Annotated in this window: 11 protein-coding genes; 6 read left to right on the plus strand and 5 right to left on the minus strand. The window is 55.7% G+C overall.

Annotated elements, in window-relative coordinates; all coding sequences use genetic code 11:
- The first annotated feature begins 13 nt into the window (after positions 1-13).
- The gene (locus NST04_RS30340; RefSeq protein ID WP_341187555.1) at positions 14-988 is read left to right on the plus strand and encodes a 2,3-diaminopropionate biosynthesis protein SbnB; all 975 of its coding nucleotides are present in this window, start codon (positions 14-16) and stop codon (positions 986-988) included.
- 117 nt (positions 989-1,105) lie between these two features.
- Here NST04_RS30340 and NST04_RS30345 read toward each other — a convergent pair whose 3' ends face one another.
- Together NST04_RS30345 and NST04_RS30350 are read right to left on the minus strand one after the other, a co-directional pair.
- Positions 1,106-1,312, minus strand: coding sequence for a hypothetical protein (locus NST04_RS30345; RefSeq protein WP_341187556.1), 207 nt, complete (start codon positions 1,310-1,312; stop codon positions 1,106-1,108).
- Positions 1,313-1,416: 104 nt separating this feature from the next.
- The gene (locus NST04_RS30350; protein WP_341019511.1) at positions 1,417-1,806 is read right to left on the minus strand and encodes a MerR family transcriptional regulator; all 390 of its coding nucleotides are present in this window, start codon (positions 1,804-1,806) and stop codon (positions 1,417-1,419) included.
- A 118-nt stretch (positions 1,807-1,924) separates the two neighbouring features.
- Here NST04_RS30350 and NST04_RS30355 point away from each other — a divergent pair, with 118 nt between their 5' ends.
- The gene (locus NST04_RS30355) at positions 1,925-2,974 is read left to right on the plus strand and encodes an NAD(P)-dependent alcohol dehydrogenase (RefSeq protein WP_341187557.1); all 1,050 of its coding nucleotides are present in this window, start codon (positions 1,925-1,927) and stop codon (positions 2,972-2,974) included.
- A gap of 106 nt (positions 2,975-3,080) precedes the next feature.
- Here the strand turns inward: NST04_RS30355 and NST04_RS30360 are convergent, their stop codons facing one another.
- Positions 3,081-4,361: a glycoside hydrolase family 27 protein gene (locus NST04_RS30360; RefSeq protein WP_341187558.1), complete on the minus strand. Its 1,281-nt coding sequence runs from the start codon at positions 4,359-4,361 to the stop codon at positions 3,081-3,083.
- A 109-nt stretch (positions 4,362-4,470) separates the two neighbouring features.
- Positions 4,471-5,352, minus strand: a complete 882-nt coding sequence (locus tag NST04_RS30365) for an AraC family transcriptional regulator (RefSeq protein WP_341187559.1) — start codon at positions 5,350-5,352, stop codon at positions 4,471-4,473.
- 175 nt (positions 5,353-5,527) lie between these two features.
- On the opposite strand from NST04_RS30365, the gene NST04_RS30370 reads away from it, so the two are divergent.
- The gene (locus NST04_RS30370; protein WP_341187560.1) at positions 5,528-6,595 is read left to right on the plus strand and encodes an SGNH/GDSL hydrolase family protein; all 1,068 of its coding nucleotides are present in this window, start codon (positions 5,528-5,530) and stop codon (positions 6,593-6,595) included.
- A gap of 235 nt (positions 6,596-6,830) precedes the next feature.
- Here the strand turns inward: NST04_RS30370 and NST04_RS30375 are convergent, their stop codons facing one another.
- Positions 6,831-8,753 (minus strand): ATP-dependent DNA helicase, encoded by a 1,923-nt coding sequence (locus tag NST04_RS30375; RefSeq protein ID WP_341187561.1) that lies wholly within the window; start codon positions 8,751-8,753, stop codon positions 6,831-6,833.
- Positions 8,754-9,073: 320 nt separating this feature from the next.
- Here NST04_RS30375 and NST04_RS30380 point away from each other — a divergent pair, with 320 nt between their 5' ends.
- From NST04_RS30380 to NST04_RS30390, 3 genes are all read left to right on the plus strand, one after another.
- The gene (locus NST04_RS30380) at positions 9,074-10,363 is read left to right on the plus strand and encodes a DUF1963 domain-containing protein (protein ID WP_341187562.1); all 1,290 of its coding nucleotides are present in this window, start codon (positions 9,074-9,076) and stop codon (positions 10,361-10,363) included.
- Between the two features lie 86 nt (positions 10,364-10,449).
- Positions 10,450-11,679, plus strand: coding sequence for an ATP-binding protein (locus NST04_RS30385; RefSeq protein ID WP_209875034.1), 1,230 nt, complete (start codon positions 10,450-10,452; stop codon positions 11,677-11,679).
- A gap of 4 nt (positions 11,680-11,683) precedes the next feature.
- Complete coding sequence (locus NST04_RS30390; RefSeq protein WP_341187563.1) at positions 11,684-17,392, plus strand: HAMP domain-containing protein; 5,709 nt, start codon at positions 11,684-11,686, stop codon at positions 17,390-17,392.
- Positions 17,393-17,482: the final 90 nt, after the last annotated feature.

A 17,482-nucleotide genomic window follows, 5' to 3' on the forward strand; every position in this document is an offset into this window, starting at 1 on the left:
GGAGGCCTTGAGCATGTTATACTTAAATACTGCAAATTTACAGAGCATACAGCTTCCCTGGAAGAGGAGTGTCGATACCATACGGAGTGCTGTCCAAGTGATGGCAGCGCATGAATTCTCCCAGCCTATTAAACCCTATTTGCTCTTCGATAAAGATCCAAGCAGCCGGATTATTGCCATGCCTGCTTATGTGGGCGGAGAGATCGGGATGGCAGGCATCAAGTGGATCGCCAGCTTTCCCGGTAACCATGCCAGGCAGCTTCCCCGTGCCCACTCGGTGACGATCCTGAATGATTCCGGCAGCGGCAAGCCTGTGGCTATCATCAACAGTCCGCTTATCTCCGGGATTCGCACGGCTTCGGTCAGCGGGCTGATGATTCAGGAATATGAGAAGGTACACCCTTTTGCCGATAACATTATTGCCGGTATCGTCGGGTTCGGGCCGATCGGTCAGCTCCATCTGTCGATGCTGAGTCAGCTGCTCGGGGACCGGCTGGAGGAGGTTCGGATCTTTGATCCGAATCAAGATATGCTGCAGCCTATCCCGGAAGAGCTTGGGACAAGGGTGCGGCCTGTGAATTCCTGGGAGGAAGCCTACGAAGGGGCCGATCTGTTCATTACCTGTACCATTTCCAGCTCCGGTTATATTGACCGCAAGCCCAAAGAACAGAGTCTGCTGCTGAACGTGTCTCTGCGCGATTTCACCCCGGCGATCTTAAGCCACACCTCTGCCATTATTGTCGATGACTGGGATGAAGTATGCCGTGCGAATACGGATATTGAACATATGCATCATCAAAGAGGGCTGCGGAAGCAAGACACGGCGTCCATCATCGAGGTGGTCTGCGGCAACGCACTGGCGAAATTCCCGAAGGAGGAAGCGGTCATGTTCAATCCGATGGGAATGGCTGTCTTTGATATTGCCATTGGGTCACTATATTATCGTGAAGCACTGAATCGCGGGTGTGGTCAGGAGCTGGAGGAGTAGCGGCAAGATCAGCAAGATCAGCAAGATCAGCAAGATCAGAAGATCAGCACAACAAGTAGCCGGGCCGGATGAGAGATGCTCTTGTCCGGCCCGGCTTTTTGCTGTCTCGTAGTTAGACTAAGGATTCTTGCGGTGCTTCTTCTCTTCGGAGTCTGGTGCAAGGCCAGGAGCTGCTACCTCCGGGTCATTTCCCAGCACGGCGCCTACGATCTCATCCAGCTTGTCTGTTTCAGATTGGCCGTCCGCCGGACTGGATTCGCCCTCCGGGATCGGGTGGACACCTGCGGTGCGTCCGTCGAGCGGAGCTTTTTGATCATCCTTCATTTGTAAGTCTCCCTTCTAAGTGCAGGTTCTGTCTTAGGATGTGTCTGCGATAACTGTTCTATGTAACGATAACCGCAGCGGAGACTGGTGAACCACCCGGCTGGTTAGGATTGGCGGACCACTTCCATACTCTTTTCCAGGGCAGTCTTATAATAGTGGCATTTATGGTCTATGACTTCCATCGTTTTTCTTAATTCCTCCATCTGCGCTTCTACGGAAGCCTTCCGCTCCAGGAACATGTCGTATCGGCGCTGCAGGGTGGAATCTCCTTCGGAGCACCATTCAATGAAATGCTTAATCTCTTTGATGGGCATCCCGGAGGCCTTCAGGCATTCAATGATCTTCAGGGCCTCCATGTCGGAGGGCTTGAATACACGTTTGCCGCTGGGAGTTCTCTCTATAGAAGGGAGCAGGCCCTCTTTGTCATAGTAACGCAGGGTATGCGGGGTCATGTTGAAATGCGCTGCGGCTTCGCTTATGGAATAGGTCTTCATCATCGTTCTCCTGTCCTGGATATTTCGGGCTTGACTTAGAGTTAACTTTAAGGAATATTATAAGCTTTGTAAAGCTTAAGGAATGATGTCTACTATTCTATTGAAAAGAGGTCTCACTATGATACAAGTTAATGCACATGCTGCATTCAGCCAGGAAGGCCCGTTCAAGCTGACTACGATTGAACGCCGGGAGCTGCTGCCGCAGGATGTTCTGATCGAGATTAAATACGCCGGTATTTGCCATTCCGATATTCATACCGTCCGCGGGGAGTGGGGACCGGTGAAATATCCGCTTGTTCCGGGGCATGAGATTGCAGGTATTGTCAGCCAGATCGGTTCTGGAGTGACGAAATATGCTGTTGGCGACCGTGTCGGGGTAGGCTGTATGGTCGATTCCTGCGGAGAGTGCAGCAGCTGCCGGCAAGGCGAGGAGCAATATTGTCTGGAGGGGAACACAGGAACCTATGGAGCGACTGACCGCCACGGGCACTATACACAAGGCGGATATTCCACACATATCGTTGTCACTGAAGACTTCGTGGTGCGGATTCCCGACAGCCTTCCGCTTGACGCTGCTGCACCGCTGTTGTGTGCCGGAATCACTACTTACTCACCACTGCGCCACTGGGGAGCTGCTCCCGGCAAAAAGGTAGCTGTAGTGGGTCTCGGCGGGCTGGGGCATATGGCAGTGAAAATTGCTCATGCCATGGGGGCTGAGGTTACGGTGTTATCCCAATCCCTGAAGAAGAAGGAAGACGGCCTGCAATTGGGCGCAGATCATTATTATGCCACCAGTGATCCGGAGACATTCAAGCAGCTGGCCGGTTCCTTCGACCTGATCATTAATACGGTCAGTGCGCAGGTAAATATCAATGCCTTCCTGTCACTTCTGGCGCTGGACGGGACGTTGGTGAATGTCGGTGCGCCTGCTGATCCTTTGGCTGTTAACGCCTTCTCGCTGATCGGTCACCGCCGTTCCTTTGCCGGTTCGATGATCGGGGGAATCCGCGAGACACAGGAGATGCTTGATTTCTGCGCTGAACATCAGATCGCTTCCGAGATCGAAGTGATTTCGGCTGACCAGATCGATGAAGCCTGGGAGCGTGTGCTGGCCTCGGATGTGCGTTACCGGTTTGTGATTGATATCAGCACGATGGGGAAGGCATAAGGATTTAGAAGCGCAAGCTCCTTCACCTATATTGTCAAAAGAAACAGCCTGCGGGAATGGAACTACTCCATTCCCGCAGGCTGTTGGTATTTCTGCTGAGCTTCTCCTACGAGAAGCTATACAGCCGTACCCCGTGCGGAGGCACGGTGGTGTGCAGCACGCCGCCGCTAAGCTCAGCAGGCGTCTGGCTCCACAGCTCCGTTCCGGACGCCGCGCCGCTGAGGCCGATCTCTTCGAGGCTCAGGTCAACCGGCAGCGGACTGCTGCCAATGTTGAAGACGGCTGCATAGCGGGTACCGTCGTCATGAGCTGCTGTCCAGACGATTAGCTCATCGCGGTAGAGAGCTTCCCTGGCGCCATGGCTCTCGCGCTGCATACGCAGCACCTCGCGGTTGGTGAGCAGCGACAGGGTCCAGTCGTCATTGTCCCGCAGCTCGCCTCCGAAGATCAGCGGCGAACGGAAAATGCTCCAGAGCGACATCATCGTCAGCTGCTCGTCCCGGGTGAAGCGGGTCCAGCGGTCATCCCCGCCGCCGTCGACGGAGCGGACGCCGATGTGGCCGAGCGGCAGCATATCGCAATCCGGCCATGAGCCGTCCTGCGGCACGCCCTGCCAGCTGCGGCAGCGGCTGAACATGTCCAGCAGCAGCTCCCAGCGGTCCCAGAAGTCATCCGTTATGCGCCACATGTTGGCGTGTTCAATGAAATGCTCTTTGTATTCCACCGGAGCGGGACCGGGGGAGAGACTCAGGACCATTGGGCGGCCGCAGTTCTCGATCGCCCGGGAGATCAGGGCAATCTCCGGCTGATGGGTATCGTGCAGTCTGGAAGCGGCGATGTCATCCACCTTGACCAGATCGACGCCCCACTGGGCGTACAGTTCAAAGAGTGAATTATAGTAGGCCTGAGCGCCTTCCTTGGAAGCATCGACACCGTACATATCCGTATTCCACGGACAGATGGAGCACGTGTGCGCGATCTCGCGGGCAGTCACTTCCGTACCCAGAATAGCGGTGCCTGCATGGGCGGCCTGGCGCGGAATGCCGCGCATAATATGAATACCGAACTTCAGCCCCAGGCTGTGGACGTAGTCGGCGAGCGGCTTGAAACCCTGTCCGCCTGCTGCGGAAGGGAAACGGTTCTCGGCAGGCATCAGGCGGGAGTATTCATCCATGACCAGCGGGACGAAGGGGCGGTACAGAGAGGACACGGCACCAGGCTCATACCACTGAATATCTACGGTAATGTAGTTCCAGCCGAAGTCTTTGAGATGCTCGGCCATATATTCCGCATTGCCGCGGATTTCCGCTTCTGTTACGGCTGCGCCGTAGCAATCCCAGCTGTTCCAGCCCAGCGGGGGGACAGGTGCTGCAAGCTTATGATTCATTGTATAATCTCCTTGTCAGATGGATTATTGCTCTTCATAAGTCCATCATAATCAAGGATAAATCCAATATCTATAGTAATCTTATAAGCCGAATAGCACTATATTGCGCTTAGTCAAAAAAGAGCTGGCGGTAAGTCAGGCTCTCGCCTCCGCTGCGGAAATCGCCCGGTGTCAGTCCGGTCAGGCTGCGGAACGCCTTGATAAAGTAGCTTCCGCTGGAGTAGCCGATCTGCTGGGCAATGGCTTCAATGCTTAAGCTCGTCCCCCGGAGCAGTTCCATCGCCTTCTCCGTGCGGACCCGGGTCAGATAAGCACCGGGCGTATGGCCGGTGCTGGCCGAGAAGCGGCGGATGAGATGATATTTGGAGAGGGAGACATGCTCCGACAGCTGGTCGATGCTGATCATCTGCGAATAATGCTGCTCGATGAATGCGGCGGCGCGCTTGATATTCTCTGACCAGTTGTCCCTGTCGCGCAGCGTAGCCGCCTGCATTCGGGTTAATTCGGTCATGAATTGGTAGACGCTGGACGAGGCGATCAGCGGATCGGAGATTCTGCCCGCTCCGGCATCCATTACAATCATCCGTGCCAGCCGGACAGGGGCACAATCTGCGGGCAGCCGGGGTACCTCACCCGCTTCGCGCAGGAATCTGCGCCAGTGGGGCAAGATCAGGCTGGGGCGCAGCAGGAGGAACAGAAACTCCCAGGGCTCTGCCGCATCCGGCGGATAATAATACCGGTGCGGCCCCGGGATTTCTGCCAGCAGAGCCTGTCCGGCCCGGACCCGGTAGGTCCGGTTCTCTGACTCGAACACGCCCTCACCGGAGAGGGTGTACTGGAACAGCAGCAGCGGGCCGTCGCTGCGCTCCATACCGTCCCAGCGGTAAGCGGGATCGGAGACGGAATCATAACCGGCGGCGAACAATACGCACAGCTGCAGCTCCTTATCTTCGGCAAAGCGAAAGCCATAGGTTCCTCTGGGGATGTCCATGGAGATCCTCCTTTTTTCAAAATAGAATGTATAGGGTTCCAGTTGACAAGTACTTAGTATCTTACCACACCACCCTAAGCAGCTATATGAAAAGCACTTCTAAACAATCTTCATTGCCAAGATAAAGCGCCTTTGCTACTGTTACGAATAGAAACGAGAGAAGGAAGGTTATGGAATGTCCCAGATGCAAACGTACCAACCGGCAGCTAACCATGTCAGAATTATCGGACGGACCCACTGGATAGGAGAGGTGCTGTGGCTGGCGCTCTCCGGCGGCGGGGTGGAATTCTCTTTCTACGGCCGGGCGGCCCGGATCACTCTGCAAGGCGATGATACCGCTGTAACTGGCAACAATCTGGCCCGGATCGGAATCAGCGTTAACGGCCAGCGGGTGATAGACGATCAAGTGGATCAGCCGCGCAAAACGTATACAGTGTTCGAAAGCGACACCGAGCAAGAGGTTACCGTAAGAATTACGAAGCTGTCTGAAGCGGCCATGTCAACGGTTGGCATTGTAGAGATCGCGGTGCAGGCTGAGGAAGGGATTAAGCCGACCCCATCTCCGCAGCATACGATCGAATTCATCGGCGATTCCATTACCTGCGGATATGGTGTGGATGATGAAGAGGCGCTACATACTTTTTCTACGGCTACAGAAGATGTAACGAAGGCCTACGCCTACCTGAGCGCAGAGCAGCTTGGTGCGGATTACAGTATGGTGTGTTACAGCGGATACGGCATTATTACCGGCTACACGGAGAACGACCAGAAGCTGACCACGCATCTTCTGCCCGATTACTACGAGAAGGTAGGCAAGTCGGAAGGGAGGTTCGGCGGCAGTCTGCTGCCCCAGGAGATCCCTTGGGAGTTCAGCAGATTCACGCCGGAGCTGATCGTCATTAATCTGGGGACCAACGACGATTCGTACACCAAGGAGGACCCCGCCAAGCAGGCGGATTATGCAGAGAACTATGCCGCTTTTCTCCAAAAGGTCAGACGGAATAATCCCGATTCCATCATTCTATGTACGCTCGGGATCATGGGGGACAGGCTGTATCCTGTCCTAGAGCAAGCGGTTGGCCGCTATACCGGGGAAACCGGCGACAGCAGGATCTCAGTGATGAAGTTCGAGGTACAGCGCGAAGAGGACGGCTACGCCGTTGACTTCCACCCCTCCCAGGTGACCCACCGTAAAGCCGCAGACAAACTGACGGCTGAAATTCGGAGGCTGATGAAGTGGTGAACTGGGCTGGTGAAGAATGGTGCGGGTAGTCCAGTGGTGATTGCACTATGTGCAATAGAAATTCATTAAACACCTCAATAAATGGTCCTGATTGTATTTAGTACAGTAGAATGTTGGAGAGAAGTCCAATATGGGCAAAATCTCTGAATTCTGCTGTACATAATACAGTAGAATAGCTAAAAAGTTAGTTTTAAAGCTCGATCTAATGTACAAAATGCAATAGGTACATTACCCGTCACCGGTGAATCCCCTTCTCACGCACAAACTTCTCCAGCACCCTGAATTCCTCCGTCACCTTGGTGAACGGCAGGGCGGCGAGGACCTGCTCCCGGTACGGGTTGCGGGCTCCGGCCGACAGGCGGGAATCCAGAATGCTGAGCACGCCGAGGTCCGTCTCACTGCGGATCAGACGCCCGGTGCCTTGCCGCAGGCGGAGCAGCATGTCCGGTACGTAGACCTCCATGAGCGGATTCGCCGCCTGCGCAGCCTTGTATTCGTAGACAGGATCGGCCGGAACCGGGAACGGCAGCCGGAAGACGATCAGATGCGACAGATCCGCCCCCTCAATATTCACGCCTTCCCAGAATACACCGGTACTCAGCAGCACACCCTTACTCGCCCGGAACTCAGCGATCACCCCGTCCTGGGACGAGCCTTCCCGCTGCATATGCAGCGCCCACTTCTGCTTTTCTGCACTCAGCTTTTTGTGAATGTACTTCATATCCTCTTTGGCCGAAAAAAGCACCAGTGTCCGCCCGTCCGTTACATTGCATAGCCGCAGCAGCTCCTTATACGCCGCTTCCAGATAAGCTTCGCGGTTGTTGTGGTTATAGTAAGGAACGTCCTTGGCAATATACATCATCGTATGGTGGTCATAATCGAACGGTGAAGCCTGACGCTCCATATACTCCCCCCTGTAGCCCAGCGAACGGGACAGATAAGCGTACTGCTCCGCAAGCGTATCGCCGGACTGGCTGAGGGTTGCGGAGGTCAGGATGACAGAGGTTTTGCCGCTAAACAGGCTGTATTTCAGGAATCGGCTGATCCCCTTGGGGCAGATGCTGACGGCAGCTTCTCCCCGGGGCTGGCTGGCCCAGAGGAGATAGTTGTCCTCCTTCCCGGCAAGCACCTGGAAGAGGTCAATCATTCCGTTAACGGCTTCGAAGGTATTGTCGATCTCCCGCTCATGCCGGGAAGTCAGGACCGAGAGACTGAGGCGGAACTCCTGCAGAATCTGCACAGCTTGCTCTAGCGGGACTCCTGTAATCGCCGATACTTTAATTCGGTCAGTGTCCTGCTTGGCCGTATGCAGCAGGTCTGCTTCTATCTGTCTGAACAGCTCTTTGGCGCAGCGCCGGACGAACTGGAAGGACTTCATCAGGCTGCGGTCTGCGGATTGCTTGTACAGCAGCTGCATGGCATCCTCCAGCACCCGTGAGGTCCCCCGGAAGGTGAATTCCAGGGTCTGGGCATCCCGGACCTTGGCCTCCAGATTATGCGCTTCATCTATAATGATCAGCGCAGGCCGCTCGGTGATCAGGCCCTTGGTTCCTTCTTTTTTCTTGATGAGGTCACGGATCAGCAGGTCCTGGTTCACGATGATGATATCCATCTCGCCCGGGCCGGCGTTGATCTTGGCCCGCATGTCATAGAAGGCGCAGGTATGCTTGTAGTGGCAGTGCTCGAACTTGCAATCCGTCACACACACGTTAGACCACAAGGCATCACTGACCCCGCCCTTCAGATCTGCCCGTTCATTGATTTCTGCATTCAGGATACCTTCTGCGAGTACAGTGAGCGGGGAACCGGGCTCCCCGGAGGGGAACAGGTCCGCTGCCCGGTACCGGCAGGCATATTGCCCCATGCCCTTGCCGACTACTGAGCGGACCATCGAGAAGCCGAGCCGGCTGCCGATGAACCGCAGATCCTTATGGATCTGTTCGGAGAGCTGGATGGACGAGGTGGCGATAATGACCGGCTGCCGGGAGAGCTGGTTAATGAGCAGGCCGGGAATCAGGTAGGCGAAGGATTTGCCGATGCCGACTCCGGCTTCAATCATTGCATTCCGGCCATGGATATAAGCGTCGGCAATATCCAGCGACATATCCTGCTGGCCGAGCCGTTCGGTGAGGCCGAGCCGTTTGAACCGGTCATACATGCGGAAGATGGCATTGACCAGAGCAGGCTCGGCGTCTTTGGCCGGCTCCTTCTTCTGTAATTTGTAGAGATCATTTAACCAGCTGATGACGACCGCCCCTTTTCTGTATCAATGTTAGTCTTGTCCTGCATGGAATACGGCAGAGGTTGTTATTATCTTAGATGGCGGGCGAACAGTCAAGGGTTAAGGCTGAAACTGTATTCTAGATTCTGGAATTTCGTCCCTTGCAGGCGGGAGCGGGTCTACATTCGATCGGAAGGTCTACATCTATTATAATGAGGGAATAATCTGCGTACTGATCATGAAGGGAGAGAGAGGATATGAGCGAACGTCTGCCTTGCCAGACCCCGGGCTGCACGGGAACGATTCTTCCTGCAACCGCACTGAAGACCGGGGGCATCTGTATGCCCTGCTACCAGCAGAAGAAAGCGATGGCTAAACAGGCTTATATTGAACAGAACCGCAAAGAGGTGAACAGGTATGCCGGTATCCATGATCCGGTTGAAATTCTCACCATTATGCATAGCCCGCGGAAGCCTGATCCGCTAATTAAGGAAGTCCCGTACCCCCGGACCGCACAGGAGCTGTATCATGATCTGACGGAGGAACAGAGAGATCGGATGGAGAGCTACGCTGTTCATTTATTGGAAGAAGAGGATATAGACCAGGCGGAGATGATTCTGGTGTCACTCCTCTGCTTCACGGATACACGGCTTGGGCCGGCTCTGGAAATGCTCCTCCGCACAGGGAATTATGCGCCTGCTATCCTCTTCAAGGGTGCTGACGCGCAGGTCCGGGACCGGCTCATTGCCCAGGTGGATTCCGATCCGGCTAACCGTAATCTGCTGCTGCTGGCGCTGGCCTGGATTGGCGATGAAGAGGTGGTCAGGCTATTTGCGCAGTGGCGGCACTCCCCGCCGGAGTGGGCAGCGGCGTTATATCAGGCACCCGAGACGTATGCCCTTGAAGCAGGCTGGGAGCTGGATGCCGGAGGCGGCAAAAGGCAGCTGTACCCTTCTGAATGTTACCCCTTCCTGGTAAGCAGGGAAGACACTCCGGAAGCGCCCGGTGCTCCGGCGGCGGTTCAAATGCTCCAGACAGGAACGCACGCCTGTCCTTGGTGCGGAGGTGCGCTAACCGTCTTATTCGATTACGATTTGCAGCATCCGCAGGTTAGATTCATGGAGCTTCCCGGCAAGCGGCTAAGAATTGCAGCCTGTATGCACTGCAACTGTTACGGCACTGTATATATGAAGGCTGATCTGGAGGGCGGTTATTCATGGAGTGAATATAATGTTGTTCCTGGATATCTGCCTGACAATACTGGAGGAGCACTGGCGTGTAGTACATGGCATGTAATGCAGCTGTCGGAACAGCCGGCAGGTACTTATGAGAGTGCACACTGGGTGCTGGAGGCGCCGGCCTCGCAGATCGGAGGACATCCGGCCTGGATTCAGGATGCGGACTATCCGGCGTGTCCCTGCTGCGCACAGACGATGACTTTTGCAGCGCAGGCGGATATGGGCCAGGTGGCGGAGGACGAGGGTATTTATTATGCTTTTCTGTGCCGGGACTGCCTGATTACAGCAGTAAATTACCAGCAGACCTGAGTTTCGTGATTTGGAATTTTGGGTATATAAGCTATATTTTCGAAATATAAACGTAAGCGAGCCACAAGCTGGAAAGTGAGGTTCTCATGGATTTTCCAGTCAATATCCTGCTTGTAGACGATCATCCCGAGAACCTGCTTGCCCTTGAGGCCGTTCTCCGCGGAGAGCCTTACCGGTTGTTTCGGGCCTATTCCGGGATTGAAGCTTTACGCTGTCTGCTGGAGGAGGAATTCGCCGTCATTGTGATGGATGTGCAAATGCCGGATATGGACGGGCTGGAGACGGCGCGCCTTATCCGTACCCGGGAGAAGAATCATGTGGTGCCGATTATTTTCATGTCCGCTAACAGTACGACGATGGAGGATATCTTCGCAGGTTACTCTGTGGGTGCGATGGATTACATGACGAAGCCCTTCGTCCCGCAGCTGTTCAAGTCCAAGATTGAGGGCTATGTCAGCATGTATGAAGCGAATAAGACGCTGCAGCTCCAGAGCGAAATGCTGAAGCAGCAGGCGCGGCAGCTGGAGAAGACGAATCAGGAGCTTCGGGAAGCGAAGGAAGCGGCAGAAGTTGCCTCCAAGGTGAAATCTGAATTCCTGGCGATGATGAGCCATGAGATCCGCACGCCGCTGAACGGGATCATCGGGATGTCTGATCTGCTGCTCGCCTCTGATCTGCCGGAGGAATATTGTGAGATGGCGGGGATTATCCATACAAGCAGTAATGCCCTTCTGTCGGTGATCAATCCCATTCTCGATTATTCCAAGCTGGAAGCCGGGAAGCTGGTGGTGGAAGATGCGCCGTTCTCTCTGCAGGACTGCCTGAGTGAGACTATTGCTCTGTTCACTGCTAAGATCCGTGAGCGGAAGCTTGATATGGTAGTGGAGATTGATCCTGCTGTGCCGCCTGATCTGGTGGGAGATGTGAACCGCCTCCGCCAGGTGCTGAATAATCTCGTAGGCAATGCCGTGAAGTTCACCCATGCAGGCAGTGTATACATAATGGTTAACAAGCAGGAGGGACCGGCGGAGAAGCTTACGCTTGAATTCACAATCAGAGACACGGGAATCGGGATTCCCCCGGATAAAATCGGCGAGCTATTCCAGCCCTTCTCCCAGCTCGATGCCTCTACCACACGCAGGTTCGAAGGCACGGGGCTTGGCTTATCGATCAGCAAAGCACTGGTTGAGCTGATGGGCGGAAGCATCCGGGTCGAGCCATCGGAGGAGCCCGGGGCTACGTTTGTTTTTACAATTGTCGTTCGTGAGCATCTTGGATTGGAGCAAAAATACGTGCTGAATAAGGGGCAGGGTTGATATTATGAGCGATGACAACCAAATCAAAGAAAACCAGGGCGATGGAATAGACGCAGGTGAACTGCTGAGCGCCTTAATGGCGATGAAGAAGGGCAATTTCTCCCACCGGATGCCTTATGACCGGACGGGGCTCGCTGGTAAGGTAGCCGATACGTTCAACGAGATTATGGAGATTCAGGAGAGCCTGGTGAACGAGGTTCAGACGGTGGCCAGAGTGGTCGGCAAGGAAGGGAACCTGTCCAGACGGTTCGTGCAGAAGAATCTGGGCGGGTCCTGGGAGACGGTGACCGATTCTTTGAACGGACTGGTGATTGACCTGATTCAGCCGACCAGCGAGATGGTCCGGGTCATTAACGCCGTAGCTAAGGGCGATCTGTCCCAGCAGGTGGAGCTGGCGATTGAAGGACGGCCGCTTACCGGCGAGTTCCAGCGGACGGCAAGCAATATCAATAGGATGGTGAATCAGCTCAGCACGTTCGCCTCCGAAGTTACACGCGTAGCGCGTGAGGTGGGTACCGAAGGTATTTTGGGCGGACAGGCTGATGTAAAGGGGGTCTCCGGCACCTGGAAGGACCTGACGGACAGTGTGAATTATATGGCGACGAATCTTACGGATCAGGTGCGCAATATCGCGGCGGTGACCACAGCCGTAGCAAACGGCGATCTGTCGAAGCAGATTACGGTCAATGCACGTGGCGAAATCATGGAGCTGAAGAATACGATCAACACGATGGTGGACCAGCTCTCCATGTTCGCCTCCGAGGTGACCCGGGTGGCGCGCGAGGTTGGGACCGAAGGCAAGCTCGGCGGACAGGCCGATGTGAAGGATGTCTCCGGCACCTGGCGGGATTTGACCGAGAGCGTCAACTATATGGCGTCCAACCTGACGAACCAGGTGCGGAACATCGCGGTGGTGACCACGGCGGTGGCCAACGGCGATCTGTCGAAGAAGATTACCGCAGATGTGCAGGGTGAAATTCTGGAGCTGAAGAACACGATCAATATCATGGTGGATCAGTTATCGACCTTTGCTTCCGAGGTGACCCGGATGGCGCGCGAGGTCGGTACGGAAGGTATTCTTGGCGGGCAGGCTGATGTGAAGGGCGTGTCCGGCACCTGGCGGGATTTGACCGAAAGCGTCAACTATATGGCGTCCAACTTAACGAATCAGGTGCGCAATATCGCGGAAGTGACCACGGCGGTAGCCAAGGGCGACCTGTCGAAGACGATTACCGTCGATGCGAAGGGCGAGATTCTGGAGCTGAAAAGCACCATTAACATCATGGTGGACCAGCTCAGCAACTTCGCCTCCGAGGTCACGCGTGTGGCGCGCGAGGTATCTACAGAAGGAATTCTCGGCGGACAGGCCGATGTGAAGGGAGTCTCCGGAACCTGGAAGGATCTGACCGACAGCGTGAACTTCATGGCTGGTACGCTGACGGATCAGGTGCGCAATATCGCTGAAGTGACGACTGCCGTGGCGAAGGGGGATCTGTCCAAGCAGATTACGGTGAATGCGACCGGCGAGATTCTGGAGCTGAAGAACACCATTAACACCATGGTGGAGCAGCTGTCGATCTTCGCCTCCGAGGTGACGCGCGTGGCGCGTGAGGTCGGCACTGAAGGCATGCTGGGCGGACAGGCGCAGGTGAAGGGCGTAGCCGGGACCTGGCGGGATTTGACCGAGAGCGTGAACTATATGGCGTCCAACCTGACGAATCAGGTGCGCAACATCGCGGTCGTAACGACAGCGGTGGCGAACGGGGACCTGTCCAAAAAAATCACTGCGGATGTGCAAGGCGAAATTCTGGAGCTGAAGAACACGATCAATACGATGGTGGACCAGCTCTCCATGTTCTCCTCCGAGGTGACGCGTGTAGCGCGCGAGGTCGGTACAGACGGCAAGCTCGGCGGCCAGGCGCAGGTAAAGGGAGTCGGCGGCACCTGGAAGGACTTGACCGAAGGCGTAAATAACATGGCCCGCAATCTGACGGACCAGGTGCGTAATATTGCAGATGTGACCACGGCGGTAGCCAAGGGCGACCTGTCCAAGAAGATTACCGTAGACGTCAAGGGCGAGATTCTGGAGCTGAAAAATACGATCAACACGATGGTGGACCAGCTCTCCATCTTCGCCTCCGAGGTGACGCGTGTAGCGCGCGAGGTGGGTACGGACGGCAAGCTGGGCGCGCAGGCCGAGGTGAAGGATGTGTCCGGCACCTGGAAGGATCTGACCGATACCGTCAACTTCATGGCGAGCAACCTGACGATTCAGATGCGCAATATTGCCGGTGTAACCACGGCGGTAGCGAACGGGGATCTGTCCAAGAAGATTACGGTGGATGTCAAAGGCGAGTTGCTTGAGCTGAAGAACACGATCAATACGATGGTGGATCAGCTGAATTCGTTCGCCTCCGAGGTGACGCGTGTAGCGAGCGAGGTCGGCACGGACGGGAAGCTGGGCGGACAGGCCCAGGTGCGCGGTGTCGGGGGCATCTGGAAGGATCTGACCGACAACGTGAATATTATGGCGACCAATCTGACCGATCAGGTGCGGGGAATCGCCAAGGTCGTGACGGCAGTGGCGAACGGTAACCTGAAGCAGAAGCTGACGGTGGAGGCCAAGGGCGAGATTGCCGAGCTGACGGATACGATTAATAACATGATCGAGACGCTGGCCACCTTCGCCGATCAGGTCACTACCGTGGCCCGCGAGGTTGGAGCCGAAGGGAAGCTGGGCGGTCAGGCCAGTGTGCCGGGGGCCGCGGGTACCTGGCGTGATCTGACGGACAACGTCAATTACATGGCGAGTACGCTGACCACACAGGTGCGCGCCATCACCAATGTGGCTACCGCAGTGACTAACGGCGATCTGTCACGGGCGATTGATGTGTCCGCCTCCGGGGAGGTTGCCACGCTCAAGGATAACATTAACGAGATGATCCGTAATCTGAAGGAGACGACCCGCATCAACACCGAGCAGGACTGGCTGAAGACCAATCTGGCCAAGTTCTCGCGGATGCTCCAGGGGCAGCGCGATCTGTATGCAGTCAGCCGGATGATCCTGTCCGAGCTGGCTCCGCTGGTATCGATGCAGCATGGCGTCTTCTACATTAATGAACCCTCGGGCGGGGAAGCGGTGCTGAAGCTGTTCGCCAGCTATGCCTATCAGAACCGCAAGCATCTGGCGAATGAATTCCGGGCGGGGCAGGGGCTGGTAGGCCAGTGCCTGATTGAGAAGCAACGGATTCTGCTGACCAATGTTCCGGGCGACTATGTGATGATCTCTTCCGCGCTGGGCGAAGCAACGCCGCTTAATATCATTCTGCTGCCGATCATCTTCGAGGATCAGGTGCTGGCGATTCTGGAGCTGGCGACCTTCCGGCCTTATAGCGATATCGACATCGCCTTCCTGGATCAGCTTACGGAATCCATCGGCAGTGTAATCAACACGATGCAGGCGAACCAGCGTACGGAGGAGCTGCTGATCCAGTCCCAGTCGCTCACCGAGGAGCTGCAGAAGCAGCAGCTGGAGCTGCGGAGCACGAATGACGAGCTGGAGGATAAGGCGAAGCTGCTCGTACTCCAGAAGGCGGAGGTGGAGAGCAAGAACCATGAGGTGGAGGTGGCCAAGCGTTACCTGGAGGAGAAGGCGGAGCAGCTTGCCCTTACCTCCAAGTACAAATCCGAATTCCTGGCTAACATGTCCCATGAGCTGCGCACGCCGCTCAATTCCTTGCTGCTTCTGGCAGAACAGCTGGCCGAGAATCCGGATGAGAATCTGCATGAGCTGCAGGTGAAGTTCGCCAAGACGATTCAGGATTCCGGGCTTGAACTGCTGAACCTGATTAATGATATCCTCGATCTGTCCAAAATCGAATCCGGCACGATCACGCCGGATTTCAGCGAAGTCTCGCTGGCGGAGCTGACGGACGGGCTGGACCGTTCTTTCCGCCATATGGTGGATGCTAAGAAGCTCGACTACCGGATCAAGATTGATCCCGGTGTACCGGCCAGCATCGCTACGGATTCCAAGCGTCTGCTGCAAATCCTGAAGAACCTGCTGTCGAACGCCTTCAAATTCACCGAGCAGGGGCAGATTATGCTGCAGATCCGCAAAGCGGCTGACGGGTGGCACCCGGATAAGGAGTCGCTTGAGCGGGCCACCACCGTAATCTGCTTCTCGGTAAGTGATACGGGAATCGGCATTCCGGCGGAGAAGCAGCAGATTATCTTCGAAGCGTTCCAGCAGGCGGACGGCAGTACGAACCGGGAATACGGCGGAACGGGTCTCGGGCTTGCCATCTCCCGCGAGATCGCCGAGATGCTCGGCGGAGAGATTAGCCTGTACAGCGAAGTGGGCAAGGGAAGCGTATTTAACCTGTACCTGCCGACAGATGCGGAATTCACTGAACCGGAGCCTCCGAAGGCTCATGTTCCCGAGGTCATTGACATTACCCCGGCCAAACGCAGAAGCAGCCTTGTCAAGCCGGAAGAGGAGCCCTTCGCGGATGACCGCGATGGGATTGAACCGGGAGACCGGGTGTTCCTGATCGTTGAGGATGACCAGAAGTTCAACGAGATCATTCTGGGGATGCTCCACAAAAAAGGAATCAAAGCGGTTATCGCCACCAGCGGCTGGGATGTCCTGGAGCTGGTTCAGAAATACCAACCGTCGGCCATCACGCTGGATCTGCATCTTGGCGGAGATACGGACGGCTGGCTGGTGCTTCAGCAGCTCAAAAACGATATCGGGGTGCGGCATATTCCGGTCTGCGTAATGACTGTGGATGAAGACGAGGTGCTGCTGCTGCAGAAGGGGGCTTACGATTACTTCCGCAAGCCCGTGACCAATGAGGAGCTGGAGAATGCGCTGGACCGGCTGAACCGGTTCGCGGATCATGCCACGGCTAATCTGCTGGTTGCCGTCCAGGATGAACAGGAGCGCAAGCATGTTGCCGGGCTGCTGGACAACCCGGATCTTACGCTTACTCTTGTAGAGACCGGGCGCAAAGCCTTGAACCAGTTGAACAGCAAGACGTTCGATGCGATCGTGCTGGACAGCAGCCTGGCGGACATGAAGCTGATCCGTTTCCTCCGGGAGATGTACAAGAACGCCAGAAATAAGAGAATCCCCGTCCTGGTGCAGATGAACCGGAAGCTGACATCGGAGGAAGAAGCCGAGTGGGATGAGCTGGCGAAGATGGCGGTGCTCAAAGAGGTGAAGTCGGATGCCCAGCTGATTGATGAATCCACCCTCGCCCTGCACCGCAAGGCAGAGAATCTGCCGCCGCTCTCCAGAGATAAGCTGGTGAAGCTCTATCAGTCGGATGAGATGATCGAGTATAAAAAGGTGCTTGTGGTGGATGATGATATCCGCAACATCTTTGCGCTCACCTCCATTCTGGAGCGCCATCAGATGAAGGTGATCCCTGCAGAGAATGGCCAGGATGCGATCACGCTGCTGGAGCAGACGCCGGACATCGAAATTGTCCTCATGGATATCATGATGCCGGGAATGGACGGCTACGAGACGACCCGGGCGATCCGGGAGAAGCCGGAATGGAGGGACCTCCCGATACTTGCGCTTACAGCCAAGGCGATGAAGGGGGACCGGGAGCTGTGCCTGGAAGCAGGCTGCTCGGATTATATTACCAAGCCGGTGAACAGCGGACAGCTGTTATCGATGATGCGTACCTGGCTGGACGAATAGAGCAGGACGAATAGGACGGACTATGCAGACAGGAGCAGGAGCCAACCCCTTAGCCGCGATCAGGCGGTAAGGGCTGGCTCCTGTTTTTTT

Source organism: Paenibacillus sp. FSL H7-0756 (assembly GCF_038006765.1).
Lineage (GTDB): Bacteria > Bacillota > Bacilli > Paenibacillales > Paenibacillaceae > Paenibacillus_AQ.